General features: G+C 61.5%; 23 protein-coding genes. 13 read left to right on the forward strand and 10 right to left on the reverse strand.

What is annotated here, in order from left to right:
* Positions 1–110: 110 nt before the first annotated feature.
* Positions 111–998 carry a LysR family transcriptional regulator gene (locus DKY63_RS00905; protein WP_110962355.1) on the reverse strand — a complete coding sequence of 296 codons (888 nt, stop codon included), beginning with the start codon at positions 996–998 and terminating at the stop codon, positions 111–113.
* A gap of 166 nt (positions 999–1,164) precedes the next feature.
* Between DKY63_RS00905 and DKY63_RS00910 the strand changes: the two genes are divergently transcribed.
* Entirely contained in the window at positions 1,165–1,704 is a 540-nt protein-coding gene (locus tag DKY63_RS00910; RefSeq protein WP_110962356.1) for a carbonic anhydrase, read from the forward strand.
* A 117-nt stretch (positions 1,705–1,821) separates the two neighbouring features.
* Here the strand turns inward: DKY63_RS00910 and DKY63_RS00915 are convergent, their stop codons facing one another.
* On the reverse strand, positions 1,822–4,218 hold the full coding sequence (locus DKY63_RS00915; protein WP_239499437.1) for a TonB-dependent receptor: 2,397 nt from the start codon (positions 4,216–4,218) through the stop codon (positions 1,822–1,824).
* A gap of 324 nt (positions 4,219–4,542) precedes the next feature.
* Here DKY63_RS00915 and DKY63_RS00920 point away from each other — a divergent pair, with 324 nt between their 5' ends.
* A complete protein-coding gene (locus tag DKY63_RS00920; protein ID WP_110962358.1) occupies positions 4,543–5,007 on the forward strand; it encodes a cupin domain-containing protein in 465 nt (154 codons plus the stop codon).
* A gap of 75 nt (positions 5,008–5,082) precedes the next feature.
* Here DKY63_RS00920 and DKY63_RS00925 read toward each other — a convergent pair whose 3' ends face one another.
* Entirely contained in the window at positions 5,083–6,501 is a 1,419-nt protein-coding gene (locus tag DKY63_RS00925; protein WP_110962359.1) for an MFS transporter, read from the reverse strand.
* A gap of 136 nt (positions 6,502–6,637) precedes the next feature.
* Between DKY63_RS00925 and DKY63_RS00930 the strand changes: the two genes are divergently transcribed.
* Positions 6,638–7,528, forward strand: a complete 891-nt coding sequence (locus DKY63_RS00930; RefSeq protein WP_110962360.1) for a LysR family transcriptional regulator — start codon at positions 6,638–6,640, stop codon at positions 7,526–7,528.
* 85 nt (positions 7,529–7,613) lie between these two features.
* Here the strand turns inward: DKY63_RS00930 and DKY63_RS00935 are convergent, their stop codons facing one another.
* Positions 7,614–7,877, reverse strand: coding sequence for a hypothetical protein (locus DKY63_RS00935; RefSeq protein ID WP_110962361.1), 264 nt, complete (start codon positions 7,875–7,877; stop codon positions 7,614–7,616).
* Between the two features lie 416 nt (positions 7,878–8,293).
* Here DKY63_RS00935 and DKY63_RS00940 point away from each other — a divergent pair, with 416 nt between their 5' ends.
* Together DKY63_RS00940 and DKY63_RS00945 are read left to right on the forward strand one after the other, a co-directional pair.
* Positions 8,294–9,358, forward strand: a complete 1,065-nt coding sequence (locus DKY63_RS00940; RefSeq protein ID WP_110962362.1) for a hypothetical protein — start codon at positions 8,294–8,296, stop codon at positions 9,356–9,358.
* 16 nt (positions 9,359–9,374) lie between these two features.
* Positions 9,375–9,728 (forward strand): DUF1428 domain-containing protein, encoded by a 354-nt coding sequence (locus DKY63_RS00945; RefSeq protein WP_110962363.1) that lies wholly within the window; start codon positions 9,375–9,377, stop codon positions 9,726–9,728.
* Between the two features lie 15 nt (positions 9,729–9,743).
* On the opposite strand, the gene DKY63_RS00950 is transcribed toward DKY63_RS00945, so the two are convergent.
* Positions 9,744–9,938 (reverse strand): hypothetical protein, encoded by a 195-nt coding sequence (locus DKY63_RS00950; RefSeq protein ID WP_110962364.1) that lies wholly within the window; start codon positions 9,936–9,938, stop codon positions 9,744–9,746.
* A gap of 60 nt (positions 9,939–9,998) precedes the next feature.
* On the opposite strand from DKY63_RS00950, the gene thpR reads away from it, so the two are divergent.
* Positions 9,999–10,538 carry an RNA 2',3'-cyclic phosphodiesterase gene (gene thpR, locus DKY63_RS00955; protein ID WP_110962365.1) on the forward strand — a complete coding sequence of 180 codons (540 nt, stop codon included), beginning with the start codon at positions 9,999–10,001 and terminating at the stop codon, positions 10,536–10,538.
* Between the two features lie 223 nt (positions 10,539–10,761).
* On the opposite strand, the gene DKY63_RS00960 is transcribed toward thpR, so the two are convergent.
* The 5 genes from DKY63_RS00960 to DKY63_RS00980 form a co-directional block, all read right to left on the reverse strand.
* A complete protein-coding gene (locus tag DKY63_RS00960) occupies positions 10,762–11,859 on the reverse strand; it encodes a polyamine ABC transporter substrate-binding protein (protein ID WP_110962366.1) in 1,098 nt (365 codons plus the stop codon).
* A 194-nt stretch (positions 11,860–12,053) separates the two neighbouring features.
* Positions 12,054–12,932 (reverse strand): ABC transporter permease subunit, encoded by an 879-nt coding sequence (locus tag DKY63_RS00965; protein WP_110962367.1) that lies wholly within the window; start codon positions 12,930–12,932, stop codon positions 12,054–12,056.
* On the reverse strand, positions 12,929–13,810 hold the full coding sequence (locus DKY63_RS00970; protein WP_204354333.1) for an ABC transporter permease subunit: 882 nt from the start codon (positions 13,808–13,810) through the stop codon (positions 12,929–12,931). Before DKY63_RS00970 ends, DKY63_RS00965 begins: the two co-directional genes overlap by 4 nt.
* Positions 13,811–13,839: 29 nt before the next feature.
* On the reverse strand, positions 13,840–14,982 hold the full coding sequence (gene potA / locus DKY63_RS00975) for a polyamine ABC transporter ATP-binding protein (RefSeq protein ID WP_110962369.1): 1,143 nt from the start codon (positions 14,980–14,982) through the stop codon (positions 13,840–13,842).
* A 346-nt stretch (positions 14,983–15,328) separates the two neighbouring features.
* The gene (locus DKY63_RS00980) at positions 15,329–16,090 is read right to left on the reverse strand and encodes a gamma-glutamyl-gamma-aminobutyrate hydrolase family protein (protein ID WP_110962370.1); all 762 of its coding nucleotides are present in this window, start codon (positions 16,088–16,090) and stop codon (positions 15,329–15,331) included.
* 284 nt (positions 16,091–16,374) lie between these two features.
* Here DKY63_RS00980 and DKY63_RS00985 point away from each other — a divergent pair, with 284 nt between their 5' ends.
* From DKY63_RS00985 to DKY63_RS01015, 7 genes are all read left to right on the forward strand, one after another.
* Positions 16,375–17,751 carry a glutamine synthetase family protein gene (locus DKY63_RS00985; protein ID WP_110962371.1) on the forward strand — a complete coding sequence of 459 codons (1,377 nt, stop codon included), beginning with the start codon at positions 16,375–16,377 and terminating at the stop codon, positions 17,749–17,751.
* Positions 17,752–17,928: 177 nt separating this feature from the next.
* Positions 17,929–19,419, forward strand: a complete 1,491-nt coding sequence (locus DKY63_RS00990; RefSeq protein WP_110962372.1) for an aldehyde dehydrogenase — start codon at positions 17,929–17,931, stop codon at positions 19,417–19,419.
* Positions 19,420–19,471: 52 nt separating this feature from the next.
* On the forward strand, positions 19,472–20,749 hold the full coding sequence (locus DKY63_RS00995) for an NAD(P)/FAD-dependent oxidoreductase (protein WP_110962373.1): 1,278 nt from the start codon (positions 19,472–19,474) through the stop codon (positions 20,747–20,749).
* Between the two features lie 425 nt (positions 20,750–21,174).
* Positions 21,175–21,723 (forward strand): cupin domain-containing protein, encoded by a 549-nt coding sequence (locus tag DKY63_RS01000; protein WP_110962374.1) that lies wholly within the window; start codon positions 21,175–21,177, stop codon positions 21,721–21,723.
* Positions 21,724–22,002: 279 nt separating this feature from the next.
* Positions 22,003–22,464 carry an anti-virulence regulator CigR family protein gene (locus DKY63_RS01005; RefSeq protein WP_110962375.1) on the forward strand — a complete coding sequence of 154 codons (462 nt, stop codon included), beginning with the start codon at positions 22,003–22,005 and terminating at the stop codon, positions 22,462–22,464.
* A gap of 95 nt (positions 22,465–22,559) precedes the next feature.
* Positions 22,560–23,087 carry a hypothetical protein gene (locus DKY63_RS01010; protein ID WP_110962376.1) on the forward strand — a complete coding sequence of 176 codons (528 nt, stop codon included), beginning with the start codon at positions 22,560–22,562 and terminating at the stop codon, positions 23,085–23,087.
* 215 nt (positions 23,088–23,302) lie between these two features.
* Entirely contained in the window at positions 23,303–25,222 is a 1,920-nt protein-coding gene (locus DKY63_RS01015) for a tyrosine-protein phosphatase (RefSeq protein ID WP_110962377.1), read from the forward strand.

The raw sequence follows: 25,222 nt of genomic DNA on the forward strand, positions 1-25,222 counted from the left end.
GCCTGCTCGCGATGGTGGCCAACGATGACGCTGGGCACCTGACACCCCGCGGCATATTCGGGTTCATCACGAGCATGCTCGCTCCTACAGGATAGAGATCCGAAGCCACCTCAGGTGGCCAACTCTTGCGCCAGAAAATCGGCAAACGCCCGCGCCGCCATCCGCGTTGAGCGACCCATGGGAAAGTAGGCATGCACCGGCAGGTCGGCCATTTTCCATTGCGGCAGAAGCTGCACCAGCGAGCCGTTTTCCAGCTCCAGTCGGCACGCCCAGGAGGTAGTCGACACGATGCCAAGCCCTCCGGCAGCGGCGGCCAGCGCGCCAGCGGTGTCGTTGATAATGAGCTGTGGCTTGAGATCAAGGGATTGGGTGTTACCGTCCCGCTCCATTTGCCAGGACGACGCATGCGCCCCCACCGGCCCACCGACGATGCGATGCTCCTGCAAATCCTCAGGCAGCAGCGGCGTGCCGTGACACGCCAGATAATCCGGTGACGCGACGATCACCCGCTGCATCGTGCCGATCAGCCGGGCGGTGCCGGACAGGTCCGGCAGGTGGCCCACGCGGATCCCGACATCGACCGCCTCCTTGATCATGTCCTGTCTTTTGTCTTCGAGCATCAATTCCAGATGCAGTAAAGGGTGACGCTCGGTAAAGGCCGACAGCCTTGGAATGATCACGCGGATACCCATGGTCGACGGCATGCCGATGCGCAGCAAACCCCGCAGCTCGCCGGTTTCGCGCACGCTGTTCTCGGCATCGTCGAGGGCCGCGAGGATCGGTTCCATGCGCGCCAGAAACTCAAGGCCCGCCTCGGTCGGCGCCACGGCGCGGGTGGTGCGCGACAGCAGCCGCACGCCCAGGCCCGCCTCCAGCTCGGCGACCATCCGCGACACCTGGGATTGGGTGAGCCCGCTTTCCCGGGCGGCCGCCGAAAAGCTGCCCAGGTGCGCGACGCGGGTGTACAGCCGCAGGCTGAGGATGTCTTTGAAGGGCATGCGGTTTCCTGTGCAGGCTCGCTTTTGCGGCGCGCGCGTCGATTGATGCTGGTTGAAGATAGATGTTAGTCGAAATCGACGGCTACCGACCCTCGGGTGGGGAAGGGATAGTAGGCCCATGCGGTAGCCCCGGCGCCGCCTTACCCTTCAACGATCGAGGTAACCCATGGACTTTCTCCAGACCCTTGCCCAACGCAATTCGGACTTCGCAGACAACGAATTTACCGCCGGCATGAAGATGATGCCGTCGCGCCGGACCACCATCATCGGCTGTGTCGACCCCCGGGTAGACCCGATGAATGTGCTCAAGCTTGAACCCGGTGAAGCGGCGGTGATCCGCAATGTCGGTGGCCGGGTCAACCCGGCGCTGCTGGAAACCATGGCGCTGTTGCGCAGCCTTGCCAAAGCCCGTGGCTCGGAGATCGGCGAAGGCTGGAACCTGATCCTGCTGCACCACACCGATTGCGGCATTGTGGGCTGCTCGCACCATGCCCCGGAGTTGCTGGCGAAACACCTGGGCATCGCGCCGCAAGACCTGCCGGCCAAGGCCATCGACGACCCCTACCAGTCGGTCGCCCAGGATGTGGCGATGCTCAAAGCCAACCCGAACCTGCCCGGCGACCTGGTCGTCACTGGCCTGGTCTACGACGTGGCCACCGGGCGGATCGAAACGGTGGTGCCGCCGAGCCCTCTGAGATCTGCATAAACCACCTGTAGGAGCGAGCCTGCTCGCGATGAACCTGAGAACGGCGCGGGGTGTCAGGCATCCAGCGTTATCGTTGACGACCATCGCGAGCAGGCTCGCTCCTACAGGGGGGATGGATCAGAAGTCCACGGTCGCCGACAGTTTCAACGTCCGTGGCTCGCCCTGGGTCAGGTAGTTGTTGGCGGTCGAGGCCGCAGACCAGTACGCCTTGTTCGCCACGTTTTCGACGTTGGCCCGCAGGGTGATGTACTTGTCATCGGCTTTGAAACCGTAGCGGGCTCCGAGGTCCACGCGGGTCCAGGCCGGAATGCTCAGGCTGTTGGCGGCATTGACGTACTCGCCGCCGGTGCGCAGCAGGCGACCGTTGAGCGCGGCGCCCTGAATGCCTGGCACGTCCCAGTCGGCACCCAGGTTGTACTGGAAGCGCGGAACCCCGGCGGCACGATTGCCATCGTTGAGACCGTTGGAGGTTTTCTTCTGTTCGGTGTCCATCCAGGTCGCGCCGGCCAGCACCCGCAGGCCATCCAGCGGTTCACCGAACACGTTCAGCTCCACCCCCTTGTTCACCTGCTCGCCATCGACGCTGAAGGTCGGCAGGCGGTTGCCGGTGAGGGTCGAGGTCGAGCTGTTCGGCATCTCGATGCGGTACATGCCGAGGGTCGCGCCGAAGCTGTTCCAGTCGAGCTTGACCCCGGCCTCGGTCTGCTTGCTGCGGTTGGGCGCAAAGACTTCGCCGGGGTTGGTCACGCCAGTGGTCGGCGCGGTCGGGCCCTGTTGCAGGCCTTCGATGCGGTTGGCGTAGAACGACACGTGTTCCCACGGCTTGATCACCAGGCCGTAGACCGGCGTAGTGATCGACTCTTCATAGTTGGCGGTGCGCGCACCGCTGGTGGTGTTCCAGCTGTCGACTTCGATGGTCTGGCGACGCACACCGAGGGTCAGCAGCACGCGGTCGTCGATGAAACCCAGGGTGTCGGACATGGCGGCACTCTTGATCCGGTTCTTGCCGACGATGCGCGGGTCATGGATGTCGCTGCCGAAATAGGTGTTGGTCGGGCGCGGCACTTGCACCGGGTTGTACAGGTTGCCGTTGACGCGGTTGGCCACCAGGATCGCTTCGAACGCCGAGCGCTGCTCGCCCCAGGTGCCCGACAGGCCGAAGTTCATCTGGTGGGTGACAGGGCCGGTGTTGAAGTGGCCGTTCAAGCCGGCCATCGCGCTCTTGTTGTCTTCGTCATGGGGCGAATAGAGAAAGCCCACCTTGCCGCTGCCGTCGTTGGCCACATACAACGAGGAGTATTCGCCGTTTTCCCGGGTGTGCTTGGCGCCGCCACCGGCATAGGCCGTCCAGTTGTCGTCGAGGTCGTACTCGGCGTTGACCATGCCATAGGTGTCTTCCAGCTCCGACCAGGTCCAGTTCTGGGCGTAGTTGTCCCTGGCCGACGGCGCATGCGGGACCTTGGTTCCGGTGGGGTAGACCACGGAGCGGCCGTTGTTGATGCGCAGCTTCTGATAGCCAAGGTCAGTGGAGACGCGCAGGCGATCGCCGCGATAGTCCAGCCCCAGGGCCACCAGTTGTGAGTGTTCGGACTCGTCATCCACGGCGGTGTCGCCACCGTGATTGGCCAGGTTGACCCGGGCGCCGAAGCGGTTGTCTTCGCCGAAGCGCTGGCCAAGGTCGAGATGCCCGCCGACCTGGGTGTCGCTGGCGTAATCGAGGGTCACGCTGCGGGTCGGGGTGTCCTGCGCGCGCTTGGGCACCAGGTTGACGCTGCCGCCGATACCGCTGCCGCCCGGCGCCACGCCGTTGATGAAGGCGTTCGGGCCCTTGAACAGTTCGACCCGCTCCAGGGCCTCGGTGGTGATGATCTGCCGGGGCAGCACGCCGTAAAGACCATTGAAGGAAATATCGTCGGTGGTCAGCGGCAGGCCGCGAATGGTGAACACCTGGGAAAAGTTGCCGAAGCCCGCCGACTGGCGCACCGAGGCATCGTTGAGCAGCACATCGCCCACGGTCCGCGCCTGTTGGTCCTCGATGGTCTTGGCGGTATAGCTGACCACGCTGAATGGCACGTCATTGATGCTGCGATTGCCCAGCACACCCAGGCGCGCGGTCTTGGCCACCTGACCACCCGCATAGGTGTCGGCGTCCTCGGTGATGCCGCTGACCGTGGTGGCGCCCAGTTCCAGTGCCGCGCCGCTGTCGACCTGCGGGGCCAGGGTGTAGCTGTCGGTGCCGGTGTTGATCAGCGAAAAACCGCTGCCTTGCAGCAGGCGCGCGAAACCCGACGCTACGCTGTAATTGCCTTGCAGGCCGGCGCTTTGCTGGCCATTGAGCAAGTTGGCATCGAACGACAGCAACACGCCCGATTGCACGGCGAACTGCGCCAGTACACCGGCCAGCGAGCCCGGGCCGATGGCGTAGCTGTGGGTGGCTTCGTTCTGGATGGATTCGGCGGCCAGGGCGCTGTGAACCGGAGCCATGGCGGTCAGGGCGATGGCCAGGCTCAGCATGTTCAGTGGGAGCTTGTTCAAAGAGAGACGGGTAGGGCGGTTTCTGGAGCGCAACTGCGGTGAACTGGAAGTCATGCGGCATGCCTGCGGATGCAAAGGATAAAGAGAGTTCCTCTACACACCGGACGAGCGCGAAAAAGGTATCAGGCCATTGTGAAATAAATTTCTGTCGCTGTATTCCAATGTATCTCGTACACCGACAGCTACTTGCGCATACAAAAAACGGCATTGGGCGACACGCGCGGGATACAGGGCGAGCGCGTAATGGGCCTGCCTGATCAAGGCACCCCGCGCTATTTACCCCGCGCTCATTGGAGAATTGCGATGTCCCGAAATAACAAGACAAAAATAGCCTGCCTGCTCGGCGGCACCTTCGTCGCGACAGCGTTGACCGTTTTTGGCGGTGTGTCTCACGCTGATGAAGCCAAGCCAGCTTCCACCGGCCAGGCGCCTGCCAAGAGTTGGCAAACTGGCCTGAAGCGTACCGACCTGATCAAGCGTGACCTGGATGTCCAGGGGCAGGAAGTGGTCCAGGTGATCGTCGATTTCGATCCGGGCGTCGTTTCGCCACGACATGCTCATCCGGGTGTCGAGGTGGCGCACGTGCTTTCGGGGACCTTCGAGTACGAGCTTGAGGGCCAGCCGAACGTCGTGCTCAACGCCGGCGAGTCCCTGTACATCCCGGCCGGTACGGCCCACGTGGCGAAGAACGTCGGCAAGGGCAAGGCTTCGGAACTGGCGACCTACATCGTCAAGAAGGACGCGCCGCTGGTGATCCTCAAGCAATAAACACAAACGTCCCCTGTGGGAGCGAGCCTGCTCGCGATGGACGCAAGGACGCCACGGGGCATCAGGTTTCCCGTGTCATCGTTGACGACCATCGCGAGCAGGCTCGCTCCTACAGAGGGTGATGGCGATCAGGCAGGCAAGGCTGATCAACCCCGATGCCACGACGAAGGTCACGCGCATCCCGGCGCCGGCACCCAGTTCCATCGTCGTAGAAGCCAGGGCAAACACCGCGCCCAGTGCCGAAGCCCCGGTGATCAACCCCAGGTTGCGCGACAGATTGAGCAGGCCTGACACCACCCCCCGTTGTTCGGGCTGAACATCGGTCATGACCTGCGTGTTGTTCGCCGTCTGGAACGCGGCATAACCCAACGTCACCACCACCATTGGCACGATGTAGCCGACAACCCCGAGGCTGCGCGGCAACAGCGCCAGCAGCACGCAGCCAAGGCCGATGGTGAGCAACCCGGCCAGGGTCATGCGCCGGGCGCCGAATCGATCGGCGATGCGTCCGGCCGGTACGCCCGTCAGGGCCGCGACCAAGGGGCCGACGGACAGCACCGCTCCCGCCTCGAGCGTGCCCAACCCGAGGGCCTGTGTCAGATAGAACGGCCCGACCACCAGCGTGCCCATCATCACCGTGGCCACCAACAGACTCATGAGCAGGCTGGCGCGCAGTGGCCGGTCCCGGAACATCGCCAGGCGAATCAACGGCGCAGCGACCCGTTGCTCAACCCATACAAACACCCCGGCACCCACGCAAGCCAGAACGATCAACGCCAGATTGAGCACGCCGAAATGTCCACGACCAAGGGTCATGGCCAGCGCATAGGCGGCGAGGGTCAACGCGAGCATCAGCGTGCCCGGCCAATCGAACGTCGTCCCCGGGGTCTGGGCTTTCATCCGGTCGGCCGGCAAATGACGCTTGGCCAGCAGCCAGGTCAGCAGCCCCAGGGGCACGGTGATCAGGAAAATCCCGCGCCAGCCGAATTCACCAATCAACAAGCCACCCAGCGCCGGCCCCATTGCCGTACCGATGGCCGACATGCTGCCGAGCAACCCCATGGCGCTGCCGGACTTGTCCTTGGCCACCGTCTCGCTGACAAACGCCAGGGTCAACGCCATCATGATCGCCGCGCCCAGGCCCTGAAGCGCCCGCGCGCCGATCAACAGTTCCAGGCTCGGTGCGATGCCGCACAGGGCCGACGCCACGCTGAACAGGCCTATCCCGGACAACAGCAGGCGGCGTCGACCGATGAGATCGCCCAGGCGACCGACGCTGACAATCAGCGTGGTAATGGCCAGCAAGTAGGCGAGAACGACCCATTGCACTTGCTGAAAGGAAGCCTCGAATACCTCGGCCAATGTCGGCAGGCCGACGTTGGCAATGCTGGTGCCCAGTGATGACAGCAGCATCGACAGCGACAGGCTGGCCAGTGCCCACCTGATTGACGGGGTTCGTTGGCTATCTGCCGTGGCGGCTGTAGTGGAATTCATGGTGCACCCCCTTTGTGACCGCTCCCGATTGGAGCTACCACCAATCTACGTTCGCGCCTAACATGGCGGAAGACGCATGGGTTGCAGTTAATACATGCATTGAACGCCACTTCACTTGAGCCAGAAGGCGCCACTCATGTCCTCGCCCGATTTCAACCTGCTGATCACCCTCGACGTCCTGCTGACCGAAGGCAGTGTCGCCGCAGCGGCCAAGCGCCTGCGCCTGAGCCCGTCCGCCATGAGCCGGGCATTGGCGCGCCTGCGCGAAACCACCGGTGATCCGCTGCTGGTCAGGGCAGGGCGCGGGCTGGTGCCGACGCCCCGGGCGCTGGAGCTGCGTGAACGGGTCAATCAGTTGGTGCAGGACACCGAAGCCGTGCTGCGCCCGGCCGAACAACCGGACCTTCAGCAATTGGTGCGCACCTTCACCCTGCGCACCAGTGAGGGTTTTGTCGAAAACTTCGGTGCCGCGCTGATCGCCCGCCTTGCCGAGCAGGCACCGGGCGTGCGCCTGCGCTTCATGCACAAGCCCGACAAGGACAGTTCAGGGCTGCGCGACGGTACGGTTGATCTGGAAACCGGTGTCGTCGGCAAGGCCGCCAGCCCGGAACTGCGCACCCAGGGATTGTTCCGTGATCGTTTCATCGGCGTGGTGCGGCTCGGCCATCCGCTGGGCGAGGGCCAGATCACCCCGCAGCGCTATGCGGCCGGCCGTCACATCAGTGTTTCGCGACGGGGGCTGGACAAGGGACTGATTGACGATTGCCTGGCGCCGCTCGGCTTGCAGCGGCACATTGCAACCATCGTCCCCGGCTTCTCCACTGCACTGGCACTGGCCCGAACCAGCGAGCTGATCGCCAGCGTACCGGAGCGCCACACGGCCAATCTGCGGGCGGGCCTGCACAGCTTCGAGCTGCCGCTGACGTTGCCGGACTTTACCGTGGCCATGCTCTGGCACCCGCGTCTGGACGCCGACCCGGTGCATCGCTGGTTGCGGGGTTGTTTGCGGGAGGTGTGCGGGCAATAACGCAAAAAAAAGCTCCCCGCCACCTTTCAGTGTTGGGGAGCAAGCACACGGAGTTCAGTTCAAGTCGACGACGGAGGGCGTCGGCTCAGAAATATTGATGATTGCGACGGGCGGTCGCCGCCAGTTCAACTTCGAGCAAATGCTCGGCCAGCACGTCATTCAGGAAGCGGAACTGATCGTTCAGGCCCACCACTTCGTTGCTGAAGTGATGATCGGCAGCGGGAATCAGCAAGTCTTCGAATTTTTCGTCGAACACGAGGGTCAACTCCTTACGGGACTCGTAGGTCTGCTCGTAGTAGTTGTTGCCGAATACCGCAAAGCTCACGGCCAGGGTGACTTCGGTGATCATGACGTGCGCTCCTCGGTAAGGACGAACCAGGCAAATACGCTCAACGTGAAGGCCGTCAGGGCCAGACAGGTCAGGAGATGGATCACCATGATTCGACCCTCCGCTACAGGGTTTCGTGTCGGGTTGAGATCGATCCTACGCTGACGGCGGCGGGGCGGAAGGCAATCGTGGCGATTGTGAATATCGATGGGAGTGATGGTCGGTTCGTCGGTGTTCTTGCGGGCCCCATCGCGGGCAAGCCTTGCTCCCACAGGTTTGGAGGCGCACGCCGCATATCCGTGGGAGCAAGGCTTGCCCGCAATGGGGCCTGAGAGAGCACCATCAAAACCAGGTGGACAATGGCCGCCACCTATACTCAATTCAGGGCTTTGAGCGCCCCCTATGGGTTCGGCGCCCGACTTCAAGGAACCGCGATCTTGAACCTGCGTTCGCTGATCGTCGCCGTGCTGGTGGTCTTGGCCGGATGTGCCACGCCACCCCGCGCGCCGGTGGAAGTGCCGCAGGTGATGATTGCGCCAAGCACCTGGCAGCAGGTAGACCGGGAAATCATCGAGGCGTCGCAGTCCGCCACGGAGCAGACCAAGATCTACGCCCGAGGTGCCATGGACTACTGGCGCACCCGGGTCTATCAACTGACCGAAGAAAACTTCATCCCCTGGTTCAGCAGCTACTGGACCCAGGAATGGCTGTCGATGAAAGTCAGCTGGTACACCATCAGCGCCCAGGGCGAGAAGGACGCTTCGGAAAAACGCCTGGCCGCCTACCTGTTGGAGGCCTACCAGGAGAAGGTGCTGGCGCCGGTCGCGGTGGAAATCGATCCGGATGCGATTCTGGGCCTGGCCTCGGCGTTCTACATCGACATCCTCAAGGAAGAACTGCAGAAAATCTCCCAGCGCCACGGCGTGCCGATGCCCCAGCTCAACGGGCGCATCCAGAAAATCCCTGCCATTGCCCTCGGGCCGCCGCCGGCCCGTAACGCTTCGCTGTACCAGATTGTCTACGCCGAGCCGCTGAACACCTTGCCGGCCTACGCCGCGTTGATCGACAAGATCCATAAGGCCGGCGGCGACAAGGGCGTCGGGTCGACCGACACCGCGATGGCGCCGGTGGCCAAGCGCGCCAGCCAACGCATGGAGGCCGAAATGGCACCCCGTGGCGCGGCAAGTGCCGTGGCGGCGGCTGCAGGGAAGCTGGCCGGTGGCTTGATTACCGTGGGCGTCGCGGGCGTTCGCGCGTTGATCCAGGCCGCCGACCGGCCGGACAGCGAGGCGCTGATTCGCAGCAGCCTGGGCAACACCTTCGACAAGGCCTGGACCAAGCTGGTGCAGAACCCGACCACCGGTGTCATGGCCGGCACCCTGTACATGGCCTCGCAGATCGAAGGCAACCTGGCGGCCAGCGCGCAACCGCCGGTCGGGCTGGATGCCGGAAATGTCGAGTTGAGCCCGAGCCAATCGACTATCAAGCAGATCACCCCATGAGCCAAGGAGAACACCCATGTCCTACGTCAATGGTTTTGTCGCGGCAGTGCCCACCGCCAACCGCGAGAAGTTCAAGAAGCACGCCGAAATCGCCGCCGCGTTGTTCAAGGAAAGCGGCGCCCTGGATGTGGTCGAGTGCTGGGGCCTTGATGTGCCCGATGGCAAGCTGACGTCGTTTCCCATGGCCGTGAAACTCAAGCCCGACGAAACCGTGGTGTTCAGCTGGCTTATATGGCCGGACAAGGCCACCAGCGACGCGGCGATGGAAAAAATGATGGCCGACCCGAGGATGAAGCCGGACGTCAATCCCATGCCATTCGATGGCCAGCGGATGATCTTCGGTGGCTTTGAAATCATCGTGAAGGCGTGAACCGGCTGTGCAGGGTCACTCCGGCGTCGGGGTGATCCTGCAACTCTTGCGGTTGAGAATCTCACTGTCCGTCGGTCGTTCCCTGACGAATTCGAAACGCGGCTCGCCTTCGTTGTAATGAACCAGCCAGCCCCATTCCAGTTCGGACTCATCCTGACCGGGTTTCGGTGGCACGGCCCACCATGGCTCCTTGCTGATGATTTCTCGCATGGCCCCCTCCAGTTCAAGCGGTTGCATGAACTATAACTTGGATGTCAGGAGGTGCCACCGATGAGCGACGAATCCCGCGAACCCTTCAAACGACTGTTTTTTGCCCTCGATTGTGCACCCGCGCAACGCAAGGCCATTGCCCAATGGCGTAGCACCTTGCAACTGCGCAGCGGACGTCCGGTACCGGCAGAGAACTTTCACCTGACGCTTAAGTTTCTGGGCTCGGTCGATGCCGCGCAGATTGCGGCGATCTGTGACGCCGTGATGTCTGTGCATGCGTCGACTGAGCGCTTGACCGTGGTGCTGGATCGGCTGGATGTCTGGCGCAGAGCAGGGGTGCTGGTGTTGGCCCCGGAGCAGGCGCCGCCGGGGTTGCTGCGCCTGGTGTATGACCTTGAGCAGGCGCTGCTGCCGTTCGGCCTGGAGGAAACATCGAAGGAATTTCGCCCGCACCTGACTTTGGCCCGGGACTATCGCGCGCCCGCGCCGGAGTCGCCCACGGCACCGGAGTTCTTCCTGCGCGCCGACCATTTCACCCTGTTCGAATCCCGCAAGGGCCGCTATCACGCGTTGGCCCGATGGCCATTGCGCGACCAATAAAAAAGGCGCCCGAGGGCGCCGAACTTCACCTTAACCGAGGAGCCAGGTGAGCAATGCAGCGGTGGTAAGGCGCTGCATGAAGAGAAAAAGGCAGATATGAAATGTGTATTGAATGTTCCGAACTCATCGCGAGCAGGCTCGCTCCCACAGGGGAATGCATTTCAACTGTAGGAGCGAGCCTGCTCGCGATAGCGGTATCAAATTCAACAGTCTGTTGAGCGAATTACTTGCCCAGCTTCACCTTGGTCCAACCCCGGGTCATGACCCGCTGCACACCAATCGGCATATCCGGAATCGCATACAAGGTCGCCATGGTTTCCTGCGACGGGTACGAACCCGGATCGTTGCGAATCGCTTCATCCACCAAGGGCGTGGCCGCCGCGTTGGCGTTGCTGTAGCCGATGTTGTTGGTGATCTCGGCGATGATGTCCGGGCGCATCAGGAAGTTCATGAACAGGTAGGCGTTCTCGACGTTGGCGGCATCGCGGGGGATGGCGACCATGTCGTAGAAACTGCCGGCGCCTTCTTTCGGGATGCTGTAGTCGATCTTCACCTTGTCGCCGGCTTCCTGGGCGCGGGCCTTGGCCTGCAGCACGTCGCCGGAGTACCCCACGGCCACGCAGATGTTGCCGTTGGCGAGGTCCGAGATGTATTTCGAGGAATGGAAGTACGACACCGACGGACGAATCTTCATGAACAACGCTTCGGCTTCGGCAATGTGCGCCTTGTCCTGGTCGTTCACCGGGTAGCCCAGGTAGTGCAGGGCGGCCGGGATCATCTCGGTCGGTGAGTCGAGGAAACTGATGCCGCAGGCTTTGAGTTTTTCGGCGTTTTCCGGTTTGAACAACAGGTCCCAGGAGTTGGTCGGGGCGTTGGCGCCCAGCACTTCCTTGACCTTTTCCGGGTTGAAGCCGATACCGATCGAGCCCCACATGTACGGGAAGGCGTGACCGTTATCCGGGTCGCTGGCCGAGGCGTTTTTCAGCAGCACCGGGTTGAGGTTTTTCCAATTAGGCAGCTTGGATTTGTCCAGTTCCTGATAGACGCCAGCCTTGACCTGCTTGGCCAGGAAACTGTTGGACGGCACGACGATGTCGTAGCCGGACTTGCCCGCCAGCAGGCGTGCTTCGAGGGTTTCGTTACTGTCGAACACATCGTAGGTCACCTGGATCCCGGTCTCGTCTTCGAACTTCTTGACGGTGTCCGGGGCAATGTAATCCGACCAGTTGTAGACGCGCAGTACCTTGTCATTGGCTTGGGCGCCAGCGGCGATTGCGCCCATTAAGGACAGTGTCAGCAGAGTCCTGCCAAACATTTTCATCGGTACAACTCCATTCTTTTTACTGAAGAGCTTTTCTTATTCAAAATCACACGACACACATCTGTGGCAGGAACGCTGCGCGCTCCACTGTAGGAGCGAGCCTGCTCGCGAAAAACTCAAGGACGACGCGTTTATTCAGGTAGCCCGCGTCATCGTTGACGTCCATCGCTAGCATGCTCGCTCCTACAGAGGGGTTAGGCGGTTGCAGCGGTCCGTTGCGGTTGTTGCCAGGATTCGCTCGCCGTCTGTTCCATCGCTTCCTGGATCGCCCGCTTGCGGCTGGCTTCGGCGCGGCGGCTGAAGTACCAGACCATGAAGGTCACGATCGACACCGCCAGCAGAATCAGGCTGGCCACGGCGTTGATCTCGGGCTTCACGCCCAGGCGCACCGCCGAGAACACTTCCATCGGCAGGGTTGTGGAACCCGGGCCGGAAACGAAGCTCGCCAGTACCAGGTCATCCAGGGACAGGGCGAACGACATCATGCCGCCGGCTGCCAGGGATGGCGCGATCATCGGGATGGTGATCAGGAAGAACACCTTGAACGGCTTGGCACCCAGGTCCATGGCCGCTTCTTCGATGGACAGGTCCAGCTCGCGAAGGCGGGCGGAGACTACCACTGCAACGTAGGCGGCACAAAACGTGGTGTGAGCGATCCAGATCGTCACGATGCCGCGTTCCATCGGCCAGCCAATCAGCTGCGCCATGGCCACGAACAGCAGCAACAGCGACAGACCGGTGATCACCTCAGGCATCACCAGCGGCGCGGTGACCAGGCCACCGAACAGCGTGCGACCCTTGAAGCGGGTAACGCGAGTCAGCACGAACGCCGCCAAGGTGCCCAGTGCCACTGCCGCGACCGCGGTGTAGCAGGCGATTTCCAGCGAGCGCACCACCGAACCCATCAGCTGTGCGTTGTCGAGCAGGCCGGCGTACCACTTGAACGACCAGCCACCCCACACCGTCACCAGCTTCGAGGCGTTGAACGAGTAGATCACCAGAATCAGCATCGGCAGATAGATGAACGACAGGCCGAGCCACAGCATCATTTTTGAGAAACCGAAACGTTTCATCCCCGTGCCTCCATCTCTTTGGCCTGACTGCGGTTGAACAGCAGAATCGGCACAATCAGGATCAACAGCATCACCACCGCCAGGGCGGAAGCCACCGGCCAGTCGCGGTTATTGAAGAACTCTTGCCACAGCACGCGACCGATCATCAGGGTCTCCGGGCCGCCCAGCAGCTCCGGAATCACGAACTCGCCCACCACCGGAATGAACACCAGCATGCAGCCGGCGATGATGCCGTTCTTGGCCAGCGGCACGGTGATTTTCCAGAAGCTGTTGAAGGTGCTCGAACCCAGGTCCGAGGCGGCTTCCAGCAGGCTCTGGTCGTGCTTGACCAGGTTGGCGTACAGCGGCAGCACCATGAACGGCAGATACGCATACACCACGCCGATATAGACGGCGGTGTTGGTGTTGAGGATCTCGATCGGGTGATCGATCAGCCCGGTCCACATCAGGAAAGCGTTGAGCAGACCGTTGTTGCTGATGATGCCCATCCACGCATACACGCGGATCAGGATCGCGGTCCAGGTCGGCATCATGATCAACAGCATCAGGACGTTCTGCGCTTCCTTGCTCGCCTTGGTAATGGCGTAGGCCATCGGGAAACCGATCACCAGGCACATCAGCGTGCTGAAAAACGCGACCTTCAACGAACCCAGATAAGCCGACAGGTACAGCTCGTCTTCACCCAGCAACGTGTAGTTGCCGATGTTGAGCATCAACTGGAATTTCTGCTCGGCGTAGGTGTAGATCTCCGAGTAGGGCGGAATGGCCAGGGCCGCTTCGGAGAAGCTGATCTTCATTACCAGGAAAAACGGCAGCATGAAGAACAGGCACAGCCACAGGAATGGAATGCCGATCACGATCTTTCGGCCGCTGGGCACCAGGCGCAGGAATTGCTGATTGAAGGTTTTCATGCGCGCAGTACCACGCCGCTGTCATCTTCCCACCACACGTAGACCTGATCGTCCCAGGTCGGACGTGCACCACGGCGTTCGGCGTTGGCCATGAACGACTGCACGACTTTGCCGCCAGGCAGTTCGACGTAGAACACCGAGTGGCCACCGAGGTAGGCAATGTCGTGCACCTTGCCGCTGGACCAGTTGTAGCGGGTGTCGGGCTTGGTGGTGCTGACCAGCAGTTTTTCCGGACGGATCGCGTAGGTGATCGACTTGTCCTGCACCGAGGTGCTGACGCCGTGGCCGACGTAGATCTTCTGCTCCAGGTCCGGGCTGTGGATGATCGCGTGACCTTCCAGGTCTTCCACCACCGTGCCTTCGAAGGCGTTCACGTTGCCGATGAATTCGCAGACCATGCGGCTGACCGGAGCCTCGTAGACATCCACCGGGCTGCCGATCTGGGCGATCCAGCCCAAGTGCATGATGGCGATGCGCTGGGCCATGGTCATGGCCTCTTCCTGGTCGTGGGTCACCATCACGCAGGTCACGCCGACGCGTTCGATGATCTCCACCAGTTCCAGCTGCATTTGCGAACGCAGCTTTTTATCCAGCGCGCCCATCGGTTCGTCGAGCAGCAGCAGCTTCGGACGCTTGGCCAGGGAGCGGGCCAGGGCCACACGCTGACGCTGGCCGCCGGACAACTGGTGCGGTTTGCGCTTGGCGTATTGGGTCATGTGCACCAGGCGCAGCATCTCCTGCACACGGGCGTCGATTTCGGCAGCGGGCAAACGGTCCTGCTTGAGACCGAAGGCGATGTTCTGCGCCACGGTCATGTGCGGGAACAGGGCGTAGGACTGGAACATCATGTTGATCGGCCGCTCGTAGGGCGGCATGTCAGTGATGTCCACGCCATCAAGCAGAATCCGGCCTTCGGTCGGGCGTTCGAAGCCGGCGAGCATGCGCAGCAGCGTCGATTTACCGGAACCGGAGCCACCGAGCAGGGCGAAGATTTCGCCCTGATGGATTTCCAGGGACACATCGTCCACGGCGGTGGTTTCGTCGAATTTCTTGGTGACGCGATCGACTTTTACCAGGACCTTTTTCGGTGCCTGCTGACCTTCGAGAGCCTTCCTGTAAGTGCTGGAGGCGTTTGCCATGTGAAACTCCCAACAGATTTCAGTCGCCGGGCCAACGTGGCCCGACTTAATAGTTGATTGCAAACCCGGGGGCGGGTAACGCCTGCCACTGTAGGAGCGAGCCTGCTCGCGATGGACGCCAACGATGACGCGGGCGGTCTGAATGCCCGCGGTGTCCGGACATTCATCGCGAGCAGGCTCGCTCCTACAGGGAATTGCGTTGCCGCTCCTTTCGGGTTTATTCGGTGCCGCCTTCCTGGCTGCGGTACTTGTTGTTATTGCAGTGTGTTGTTGTCGTGATAGGCGGGCGCGCAGAGGCACGCCCGACTGGCTCACGGGGGCAGTAAATGGATGTCGGTGTTTTAGGTCAGCGCGCGTTTCGCAGCGCCGCCCGTTGCCGGCACGCTTCGCCGAACGCCTGGAAAATGCGCAGGTAAGGCGGGTTGTCCAGCACCTGCCATTCCGGGTGCCATTGCACGCCGAGGGCGAAGGTCTTGCTGTTTTCCACCGAGACCGCTTCGATCAGGCCATCAGGCGCGACGGCTTCGGCGCGCAGGCCGGGAGCGAGGCGGTCGATGCCTTGGCTGTGAATCGAATTGACCTGGAACACCGGTGGCAAGTCCAGCGCCTGGAATACGCCGCCTTCTTGCACGGTGACCGCGTGGGCCGGTGCGTACTGCACGGCCAGCTCAGGATGGTTGGCTTCACGGTGATCGAGGAAGCCGGGGAGCTCATGCACCTTCTGATGCAGGCTGCCGCCGAACGCCACGTTCATCTCCTGGAAGCCACGGCAGATGCCGAGCACCGGAACGCCAGCAGCAATAGCCGCGCGGATCAGGGGAAGGGTGGTGCGATCCCGCTGGGGATCATGTTCGGTGCCGGGGGCGCTGTCGGGGCCTTGATAGTGGAAGGGTTCCACGTTCGATGGCGAGCCGGTCAGCAACAGACCGTCGAGCTGCGGCAGCAGGTCCTCGATTTCGGTCAGTTCGGCCAGGGAAGGAATGACGACAGGCAGCCCCAGCGCCGCAACGCTGACAGCACGCAAGTACTTGTCGCCGCTGATGTGGTAGGGGTGCAGGCCAATTTGTTTGACGCACGCAGTAACGCCGATCAATGGCTTGAATGCCATTTTTATTCACCTCGAAGTTTGACACTTGAACGAGCTTTTCCGGAGCTTAGCCTCGTTGATTTTAATTAACAACTCTAATGTCAAAAATTATAAACGCCGCACGTCCGACCCCCAGGTTTTACGCATGTTTGGTAATAATATTGGTACATGCGTGCCGCTAAGAGGCCCAAAAATAAACGCTGAGCGGCTGGGTGTTAACTATTGACATCACTTGGTCTTTCGGATTGACTGGCTGCGTGAAAGGGCGGTGAACATAATAATTAACAGTAAAAAATAGGTGCATCATGTCGGTCCCTCTGCGTGCCGTTCAACTCAACGAAGCAAACGCATTCCTTAAGAAACATCCTGAGGTTTTGTACGTCGACCTTCTGATTGCGGATATGAACGGTGTGGTGCGCGGCAAGCGCATCGAGCGCACCAGTCTTCATAAGGTTTACGAGAAAGGCATCAACCTGCCGGCGTCCCTGTTTGCACTGGACATCAATGGCTCGACGGTGGAAAGCACCGGCCTTGGCCTGGACATCGGCGACGCCGACCGGATCTGCTACCCGATTCCCGGCACCCTGAGCATCGAGCCATGGCAGAAGCGCCCGACCGCGCAACTGCTGATGACCATGCACGAACTGGAAGGCGAGCCGTTCTTCGCTGACCCGCGTGAAGTACTGGCCAATATCGTGCGCAAGTTCGACGATCTGGGCCTGACCATCTGCGCCGCGTTCGAGCTGGAGTTCTACCTGATCGACCAGGACAACGTGAACGGCCGTCCGCAATCGCCACGTTCGCCAGTGTCGGGCAAGCGTCCGATGTCGACCCAGGTGTACCTGATCGACGACCTGGACGAGTACGTCGACTGCTTGCAGGACATCCTCGAAGGCGCGAAAGAGCAGGGCATCCCGGCTGACGCCATCGTCAAGGAAAGCGCCCCGGCGCAGTTCGAAGTCAACCTGCATCACGTGGCCGACCCTATAAAGGCTTGCGACTACGCGGTCCTGCTCAAGCGTCTGGTGAAAAACATCGCCTACGACCACGAGATGGACACCACCTTCATGGCCAAGCCGTACCCTGGCCAGGCGGGTAACGGTCTGCACGTGCACATTTCGATTCTGGACAAGGAAGGCAACAACATCTTTGCCAGCGAGGATCCCGAGCAGAACGCCGCGCTGCGTCACGCGATCGGCGGTGTGCTGGAGACCCTGCCGGCGCAGATGGCCTTCCTGTGCCCGAACGTCAACTCCTACCGTCGTTTCGGTGCGCAGTTCTACGTGCCGAACTCGCCGAGCTGGGGCATCGACAACCGTACCGTGGCCGTTCGCGTGCCGACCGGTTCGCCGGACGCCGTGCGCATCGAACACCGTGTCGCCGGTGCCGACGCCAACCCGTACCTGCTGATGGCCTCGGTGCTGGCCGGTATCCACCACGGCCTGACGAACAAGATCGAGCCGCCTGCCCCGGTGGAAGGCAACAGCTACGAGCAGAACGAGCAGAGCCTGCCGAACAACCTGCGCGATGCATTGCGCGTGCTGGACGACAGCGAGGTCATGGCCAAGTACATCGACCCGATGTACATCGACGTGTTCGTGGCGTGCAAGGAAAGCGAGCTGGCCGAGTTTGAAAACTCCATCTCGGACCTTGAGTACAACTGGTACTTGCATACCGTTTGATGGATTGAGTGGTGTACGCATTCCCTGCTTACACCACTCATCAACTGTGGGAGCAAAGCTTGCTCGCGATGGCGGCGGATCAATCAACATTGATGTTGCCTGGCACACCGCTATCGCGAGCAAGCTTTGCTCCCACAGGTCTTGCGATCACTTATTCCCCTGCGTCGAGTCACAACCATGACAATCACCCGCAGCGACTGGGAACAACGCTTCCAGTCCCTCAACATCGAAAGCCGTGCCTTCATCGACGGTCAATATTGCGCGGCTGCCAGCGGTGCCACGTTTGAATGCGTGAGCCCCGTGGACGGTCGCTTCCTGGCCAATGTCGCCAGCACCGACGAAGCCGATGCCAATGCCGCGGTCGCGGTGGCTCGTCGCACATTCGAATCCGGCGTCTGGGCCAAACTCGCCCCGACCGAACGCAAGCGCATCCTGATTCGTTTCGCCGACCTGATCCTGGCCAACCGCGAAGAACTGGCGCTGCTGGAAACCCTGGACATGGGTAAACCCATCAGCGATTCGATGAACGTCGACATCCCGGCGACCGCCAACGCAATCCGCTGGACCGCCGAAGCCATCGACAAGATCTACGACGAAGTGGCCGCCACGCCTCACGATCAACTCGGCCTGGTGACCCGCGAAGCAGTCGGCGTGGTCGCGGCCATCGTGCCGTGGAACTTCCCGCTGATCATGGCCAGCTGGAAATTCGCCCCGGCGCTGGCGGCGGGCAACTCGTTCATCCTCAAGCCTTCGGAAAAGTCGCCACTGACGGCGATTCGCATCGCGCAACTGGCGCTGGATGCCGGCATTCCGAAAGGCGTGTTCAACGTGCTGCCAGGCTTCGGTCATACCGTAGGCAAGGCGCTGGCGTTGCACATGGACGTCGACGTGCTGGCCTTCACCGGCTCCACCGCGATTGCCAAGCAGCTGATGATCTACGCAGGGCAAAGCAACATGAAACGCGTCTGGGCTGAAGCCGGTGGCAAAAGCGCGAACGTGGTGTTCGCCGATGCACCGGATCTGCGCGCCGCAGCGCAGGCCGCAGCAGGCGCCATTGCCTTCAACCAGGGCGAAGTCTGCACCGCCGGTTCGCGCCTGCTGATCGAGCGTTCGGTTCACGAGCAGTTCATGCCGCTGTTGGTCGAAGCGCTGCAAGCGTGGAAACCGGGGCACGCGCTCGATCCTGCAACCACCGTGGGCGCGGTCGTCGACCAGCGTCAACTGGACAACGTGCTGCGCTACATCGGCATCGGCAAGGAGCAGGGCGCTCAACTGATCGCCGGCGGCAGCCGCACCCTTGAAGAGACCGGTGGCCAGTACGTCGAGCCAACGATTTTCGACGGTGTGACCAACGCCATGACCATCGCCCAGGAAGAGATTTTCGGCCCGGTGCTGTCGGTCATCAGCTTCGACACCGCCGAAGAAGCCCTGGCGATCGCCAACGACAGCATCTACGGCCTGGCCGCAGGCGTCTGGACCAGCAACCTGAGCAAGGCCCACACCTTCGCCCGTGGCCTGCGCGCCGGCAGCGTGTGGGTCAACCAGTACGACGGCGGCGACATGACCGCACCGTTCGGTGGCTTCAAGCAATCGGGTAATGGCCGCGACAAGTCGCTGCACGCGTTCGACAAGTACACCGAGCTGAAAGCGACCTGGATCAAGCTCTAATAACAACAAAAACGGCGGCCGCCGGTTGTGCTGGCGGCCATCGGAGAATCTTATGAAACATGTAAACAGCTACTACGCAGCCACCCGTAACTTCACCGGCGATTTCCCGGTACTCGAAGAGCTGGTGGAATGCGACGTCTGCGTGATCGGTGCCGGTTATACCGGTCTGTCCTCGGCACTGTTCCTCGCTGAAGCCGGCTACAGCGTCACTGTGCTCGAAGCGGCCAAGGTCGGCTTCGGTGCCAGCGGTCGCAACGGCGGTCAATTGGTCAACTCCTATAGCCGCGACGTAGATGTCATCGAGTCGCGTTATGGCGACAAGACCGCTGAAGTGCTCGGCAGCATGATTTTCGAAGGCGCCGAGATCATTCGTCAGCGCATACAGCACTACGACATCCAGTGTGACTACCGTCCGGGCGGCATCTTCGCGGCACTGAACAAGAAGCAGTTCAAGGGCCTGGCCGAGCAGAAGAAAACCTGGGAACGCTACGGCAACAAGAACCTGACCCTGCTCAGTGAGTCGGACATCAAGCGCGAAGTGGGTTGCGACAACTATGTTGGCGGCTTGCTGGACATGCAGGGCGGGCACATTCACCCGCTGAACCTGGCGCTGGGCGAAGCCTCGGCGATCATCGGCCTGGGCGGGAAGATCTTCGAGCAATCGGCGGCGGTGGAAATCACCTACGGCGAGCCGAATGTCGTGCGCACCGCCAAGGGCGTGGTGCGGGCCAAGTACCTGCTGATTGCCGGTAACGCCTACCTGCCGCAGGGCCTGGACAATCGCGTGACCAGCAAGAGCATGCCTTGCGGCTCGCAGATCGTCGTCACCGAGCCGTTGACGGAGAAACAGGCCAAGAGCCTGATCACCAACAACTACTGCGTCGAAGACTGCAACTACCTGCTCGATTACTTCCGCCTGACCGCCGACAACCGCTTGCTCTACGGTGGTGGCGTGGTCTACGGGGCTCGTGAGCCGAACGACATCGAGCAACTGATCCGTCCGAAAATCCTCAAGACCTTCCCGCAATTGAAGGACGTGAAGATCGACTACAGTTGGACCGGCAACTTCCTGCTGACCATGTCGCGCATGCCGCAATTCGGCCGTATCGAGAAGAACGCCTACTACATGCAGGGCTACAGCGGCCACGGCGTCACCTGCTCGCACCTGGCTGGCAAACTGATCTCGGAAGTGATCCGTGGCGACGCCGAACGCTTCGACGCGTTTGCCTCCTTGCCACACATGCCGATGATCGGCGGACGCACGTTCTCCGCGCCGCTCACCGCCATGGGCGCGGTTTACTACTCGCTGCGCGATCGGTTCGGGATCTAAGCGTTACCTCGCCGGCGGTGGCCCCAAAGGGTATCGCCGGCTTTTTAATTGCCAAAAATACCGCAATCCCTTGTAGGAGCGAGCCTGCTCGCGATGGCGGCATATCAGCCAAAATCAATGTCGCCTGACACACCGTCATCGCGAGCAGGCTCGCTCCCACAGTTGATGCAATATCAGAACTGATGGGTCTTTTTTTCAGCCGTTTATCGAACCTGCTTTGCAACAACGACAAACGTGATTTAATAGCCGCCTTTCACGTTTCCGGGACCGGAAAACGGCGTTATCCGCGCCTGCTCTCCACCCTTCCATTATCACTGTAGGAGCGAGCATGCTCGCGATAGCGTAGGTTCAGCCAACATCCATGTTGAAGGTCAGATCCACATCGCAATCAAGCTCATTCCTACGGGTTGGCATATAAGGCTGTCATGGATACGGGCTCACGACTCAAATTAGTACGCGAAAGCTACAAACTGTCCCAGCGCGAGCTGGCCCGACGTAGCGGCGTCACCAATGCCACCATCTCGCTGATCGAGCAGAACCGCGTCAGCCCCTCGGTCAGTTCCCTGAAAAAGCTGCTCGAAGGCATCCCCATGTCCCTGGCGGACTTCTTCACCTTCGACCAGCCGCCGCGCGAACACCAATACGTCTTCCGCGCCAACGAACAACCGGACCTGGGTCGCCACGGCCTGCGCCTGCTGTTGATCGGCGCCTCCATCCCGAGCCGCCAGATGCGCCTGCTGCGCGAGCAATACGCGCCCGGCGCCAGCTCCGGTGAAGAGCCGATCGTGCACGCCGAAGGCGAGGAGTGCGGGTTGGTCACGCGGGGTACGGTTGAGCTCACCGTGGATGGTCAGGTCAGCATCCTGGGGGCAGGGGACGGCTACTACTTCCCGACTACCTTGCCGCACCGCTTCCGCAATGTCGGCCAGGATGAGGCGGAGATCATCAGCGCCAACACGCCGGCGAACTTCTGATACTGCGACAGGCAGAAATCGCATTTGCCGTGGTTGATAAAAGAACCGATGCCCATAAAGCATCGGTTTTTTTTGCTCAATTTCCGTAGTCGGACCTGTTTAAGCGGAAGGGAAGCGTTATCAGTTGCGCAGGCATTGGCCTGGGATCCTGAGATCCTGACGTCTCGATGTGTGAAGAGGGTCAGCTTTTTGGGGTTATATCTGCGGGGTCAGGTGGAACTCACGTCATCCGCAACGTCTAAAATTCACAGGCATTGGCCTGACTTGAAGGAACGACTCATGCGCAGATCCCGCTCATTGATCGCCGCTGTTGTTTGCCTTGCGTTGGTTACCGGCCCGGTGACCGCATGGGCCGATCCCGGTAATGGAAAGGGCCAGGGAAACGGCAAGGGCAATCCGCATACTGCCCAGGACTCGGGCGCCCATGGAAACAAAGGCAAGAAGTCAGAGGGAGGCGATTGGGAGTATGGCCCGAGTATCAATCGCGCCAGTGTTCTGGGAGTGGTCGGCGGCTATCGCGAATACTGGACGCCCGGCCCGGCGTTGCCACCCGGGATTCAAAAGAACCTTGCCCGAGGCAAACCGCTACCGCCGGGGATTGCCAAAAAGCTCGATGGCCGGCTGATCGGCAGATTGCCGCATTATGACGGGTACGAATGGCAACAAGCGGGCGCCGACTTGATCCTGGTCGCGTTGGCCACCGGGCTGATTTACGAGGTGCTCAACGGGGCTTTTGATTGACGTTTCAGGGGGACTTTCCGTCCGTCGCGAGGGTTTGAACTGAAAGGGGGTTACCGCGTCATATAGCACGCGATATCAATCCTGTGGAAGCAATCATGCTTTTAAATAACAAAAGTCTCGCCGCTGTCCTGTCCTGCGCCCTGATGCTCGCAGCCGCTCCGTTACTGCCTGCTGACCTATCCATTATCAACGCCGCACACGCCAAGGAAGGTGGTGGTGGTGGTGGTGGTGGTGGTGGTGGTCACGGCGGTGGCAACGGTGGCGGGAATGGTGGTGGTCACGGTGGCGGAAACGGCGCAGGTAACGGTGGCGGTCATGGCGCTGGTGCTGGCGGCGGTCGTAACGGGTCGGATCACGCGGGCAACACCTCCAGCAATGGCCACGGCAAGGGACTGGCCAGCGATCATGCCGGCAAGGCGACCCGCAACCACGGGGTAAGTGGCAATCACTTCGGTAGTGAGCGTAACGATGACAACGGTCACGGCGTCGCGACCTCCGGTGTCGCCCACTCCAAGGACACTCGTGGCGTCAGCAAGGCTCGGGCCATTTCGGCCACCAAGCCAGTTCACGACAGCAAAGCGCTGAGCAAGGCCGCCGTGACCGGAGCGCACAAGTCTCATTGAGTGAATGCCTGAAGCGACAAGCCAGGGCCAAAAAAAACCGCAGCGATGCGGTTTTTTTTCATCTGGAAATTGGCGCAAAGGCACACTCCACGGACAGAACGCGAATGGCGCGGACACATCGCGCTGTGATTTGCGTTTTTGCGGAATTTGTCATGTTCGTCGGCGTTTCGATACAGATAGTAGGCAGCCCAATGTGTCTTGAATGAGGCTGTCTCGTGTTTCAACGTCTTCTCTGTTCGCTGTCCGTTTTAAGCCTGTCCATCGCCGCCGCCCAGGCCGCCGAGCCTGTGGAGCTCAATACCCCGAGACTCAGGAGCATCGACAATTTCCGGGATGTCGCCGGCCTCACCACCGCCTACACCACGGCCCACGACGGCACCATGCGCGCCGGGGTGTTTTACCGCTCCAATGCGCTGACCCCGTCGCCGGCGGACCTGGCCACCTTGAATAGCCTGGGCATCAAGGCGATTTTCGATTTGCGCACCCCGGCGGAAATCGCCGCCACCCCCGATACGCTGCTCACCGGTGCGACCTACAGCAACATCGACATCATCGGCGGCACCACGTCCGGGTCGAACATCACCACGGTTTCGATTACCAGCGCCGCCAATGCCATCGCGATGATGCAGGAAACCAACCGCGCATTCGTCAGTGACGCGGGGATGCGTGGTCAGTTGGGTGTGTTGTTCAACGAGCTGGCCGGCGTCGACGGTGCCGCGCTGTTCCATTGCACCGCCGGCAAGGACCGCACCGGCTGGACCGCCGCAGTGCTGCAGAGCATCGCCGGGGTCGACGACGCCACCATCATGAGCAATTACCTGGCCACCAACGACTACACCGCCGCCCGTATCAAGGCGACCCTGGCGGCGATGCCCCCGGCCATGGCGGCCATCTATGGGCCGATGATCGGCGTGGATGCCAGTTACCTTCAGGCAGGTCTGGACCAGGTGACGGCGCAGTACGGCACCATGGATAACTACCTCAAGCAAGGGCTGGGGCTGTCCCAGGAAACCATCTACGTGCTGCGCGGGAAGATGGTCGAGTACAACAGCCTGCCGGGGCAGGCGGGTCTGTTGGGTAATGCCGCGGCCGGTGCGCAGCTGTTGCAACAGTTGCAGAACACCCGTCTGTCGGGCACTTACAGCGCCTACAACTATTACCTGCAATCGGCGATCGATGCCGGGACGCTCGCCGGTGTGGAATCCACCGTCGGCGGGCAAGTGCATGCCGACGCCGCCAGCTACCTGCTGCGCCAGAACGCCTTGATCGAGCAGGCCGCCGCACCTTACGCCAGCGGCACGGACCTGAAGGTCGGCCAATATCGCCTGTGGAGCACCGCGCTGGCCGGCTACTTCGGCACCGACGGATCGTCCCACGCTTCCAGCAGCAACGAGCACAGCCAGGGGATGATGGTCGGCGTCACCCAGCGTTTCTCCGAACAGCTCAGCGCCCACGGCGGTTTCGGTTACAGCCGTGGCAACGTCGGCGGGGCGGGTGGCGAGGCGGATACCGACCTGACCTTCATCAGCGTCGGCGCACGCTTTGCGCCCAATGGTCTGGAGCGTGGCCTGTTTGTCGACGCCGACGCCAGCGCCGGCTACCTGGACTACGACAGCAAGCGCGAACTCGGCGATGGCCTGGGCACAGCCAAGGGCGACAGCCATGGCACGCTTTCGGGGTTGACCCTGGCGCTGGGCTATCGTGTGCCGGTCAACACCGTGACCCTGGAGCCAAGCCTCGGCGTGCGTGTCAGTCATCTTGATTTGTCGGGCTTCCAGGAGAAGGGCAGCGAACTGGCCCTCGATGTCGATGGCATCCATGAGACCCGTCAGAGTGCCGTGGCTAACCTCAATGCATCATTTGCAGCGATCGGCATGGGCGCCTGGCAGCTGGTGCCGGGTGTGCAGGTGGGTTACGAGCATGTGTTGGGTGATCATGAAGTCGACAGTCAGGGCCATCTGCTGGGCCTGGATGTCGAGCAGCGTGCAGCCTTCGACAACCGTGACCAATTCACCGGAGGCGTGAACGTTATGGCCAGCCTCGGAGCGTTGAGTGTCGGGGCTGAAGTGGGGGCCAGCGGTGGCGGTGACAGCCATGGCAGTTACGGCAGCCTCAAGGCCAGCTACCTGTTCTGA

The organism is Pseudomonas putida (assembly GCF_003228315.1).
GTDB classification, from domain to species: Bacteria; Pseudomonadota; Gammaproteobacteria; order Pseudomonadales; family Pseudomonadaceae; genus Aquipseudomonas; species Aquipseudomonas putida_S.

Excerpts from the sequence above, each read along its gene's own strand:
- DKY63_RS00915 (WP_239499437.1), bottom strand. The coding sequence starts at position 4,218 with ATGCTGAGCCTGGCCATCGCCCTGACCGCCATGGCTCCGGTTCACAGC.
- DKY63_RS00945 (WP_110962363.1), top strand. The coding sequence starts at position 9,375 with ATGTCCTACGTCAATGGTTTTGTCGCGGCAGTGCCCACCGCCAACCGC.
- DKY63_RS01010 (WP_110962376.1), top strand. The coding sequence starts at position 22,560 with ATGCTTTTAAATAACAAAAGTCTCGCCGCTGTCCTGTCCTGCGCCCTG.
- DKY63_RS00965 (WP_110962367.1), bottom strand. The coding sequence starts at position 12,932 with ATGAAACGTTTCGGTTTCTCAAAAATGATGCTGTGGCTCGGCCTGTCG.
- DKY63_RS00930 (WP_110962360.1), top strand. The coding sequence starts at position 6,638 with ATGTCCTCGCCCGATTTCAACCTGCTGATCACCCTCGACGTCCTGCTG.
- thpR (WP_110962365.1), top strand. The coding sequence starts at position 9,999 with ATGAGCGACGAATCCCGCGAACCCTTCAAACGACTGTTTTTTGCCCTC.
- DKY63_RS01000 (WP_110962374.1), top strand. The coding sequence starts at position 21,175 with ATGGATACGGGCTCACGACTCAAATTAGTACGCGAAAGCTACAAACTG.
- DKY63_RS00960 (WP_110962366.1), bottom strand. The coding sequence starts at position 11,859 with ATGAAAATGTTTGGCAGGACTCTGCTGACACTGTCCTTAATGGGCGCA.
- potA (WP_110962369.1), bottom strand. The coding sequence starts at position 14,982 with ATGGCAAACGCCTCCAGCACTTACAGGAAGGCTCTCGAAGGTCAGCAG.
- DKY63_RS00995 (WP_110962373.1), top strand. The coding sequence starts at position 19,472 with ATGAAACATGTAAACAGCTACTACGCAGCCACCCGTAACTTCACCGGC.
- DKY63_RS00985 (WP_110962371.1), top strand. The coding sequence starts at position 16,375 with ATGTCGGTCCCTCTGCGTGCCGTTCAACTCAACGAAGCAAACGCATTC.
- DKY63_RS00925 (WP_110962359.1), bottom strand. The coding sequence starts at position 6,501 with ATGAATTCCACTACAGCCGCCACGGCAGATAGCCAACGAACCCCGTCA.
- DKY63_RS01005 (WP_110962375.1), top strand. The coding sequence starts at position 22,003 with ATGCGCAGATCCCGCTCATTGATCGCCGCTGTTGTTTGCCTTGCGTTG.
- DKY63_RS00950 (WP_110962364.1), bottom strand. The coding sequence starts at position 9,938 with ATGCGAGAAATCATCAGCAAGGAGCCATGGTGGGCCGTGCCACCGAAA.
- DKY63_RS00935 (WP_110962361.1), bottom strand. The coding sequence starts at position 7,877 with ATGATCACCGAAGTCACCCTGGCCGTGAGCTTTGCGGTATTCGGCAAC.
- DKY63_RS00980 (WP_110962370.1), bottom strand. The coding sequence starts at position 16,090 with ATGGCATTCAAGCCATTGATCGGCGTTACTGCGTGCGTCAAACAAATT.
- DKY63_RS00905 (WP_110962355.1), bottom strand. The coding sequence starts at position 998 with ATGCCCTTCAAAGACATCCTCAGCCTGCGGCTGTACACCCGCGTCGCG.
- DKY63_RS00990 (WP_110962372.1), top strand. The coding sequence starts at position 17,929 with ATGACAATCACCCGCAGCGACTGGGAACAACGCTTCCAGTCCCTCAAC.
- DKY63_RS00920 (WP_110962358.1), top strand. The coding sequence starts at position 4,543 with ATGTCCCGAAATAACAAGACAAAAATAGCCTGCCTGCTCGGCGGCACC.
- DKY63_RS00910 (WP_110962356.1), top strand. The coding sequence starts at position 1,165 with ATGGACTTTCTCCAGACCCTTGCCCAACGCAATTCGGACTTCGCAGAC.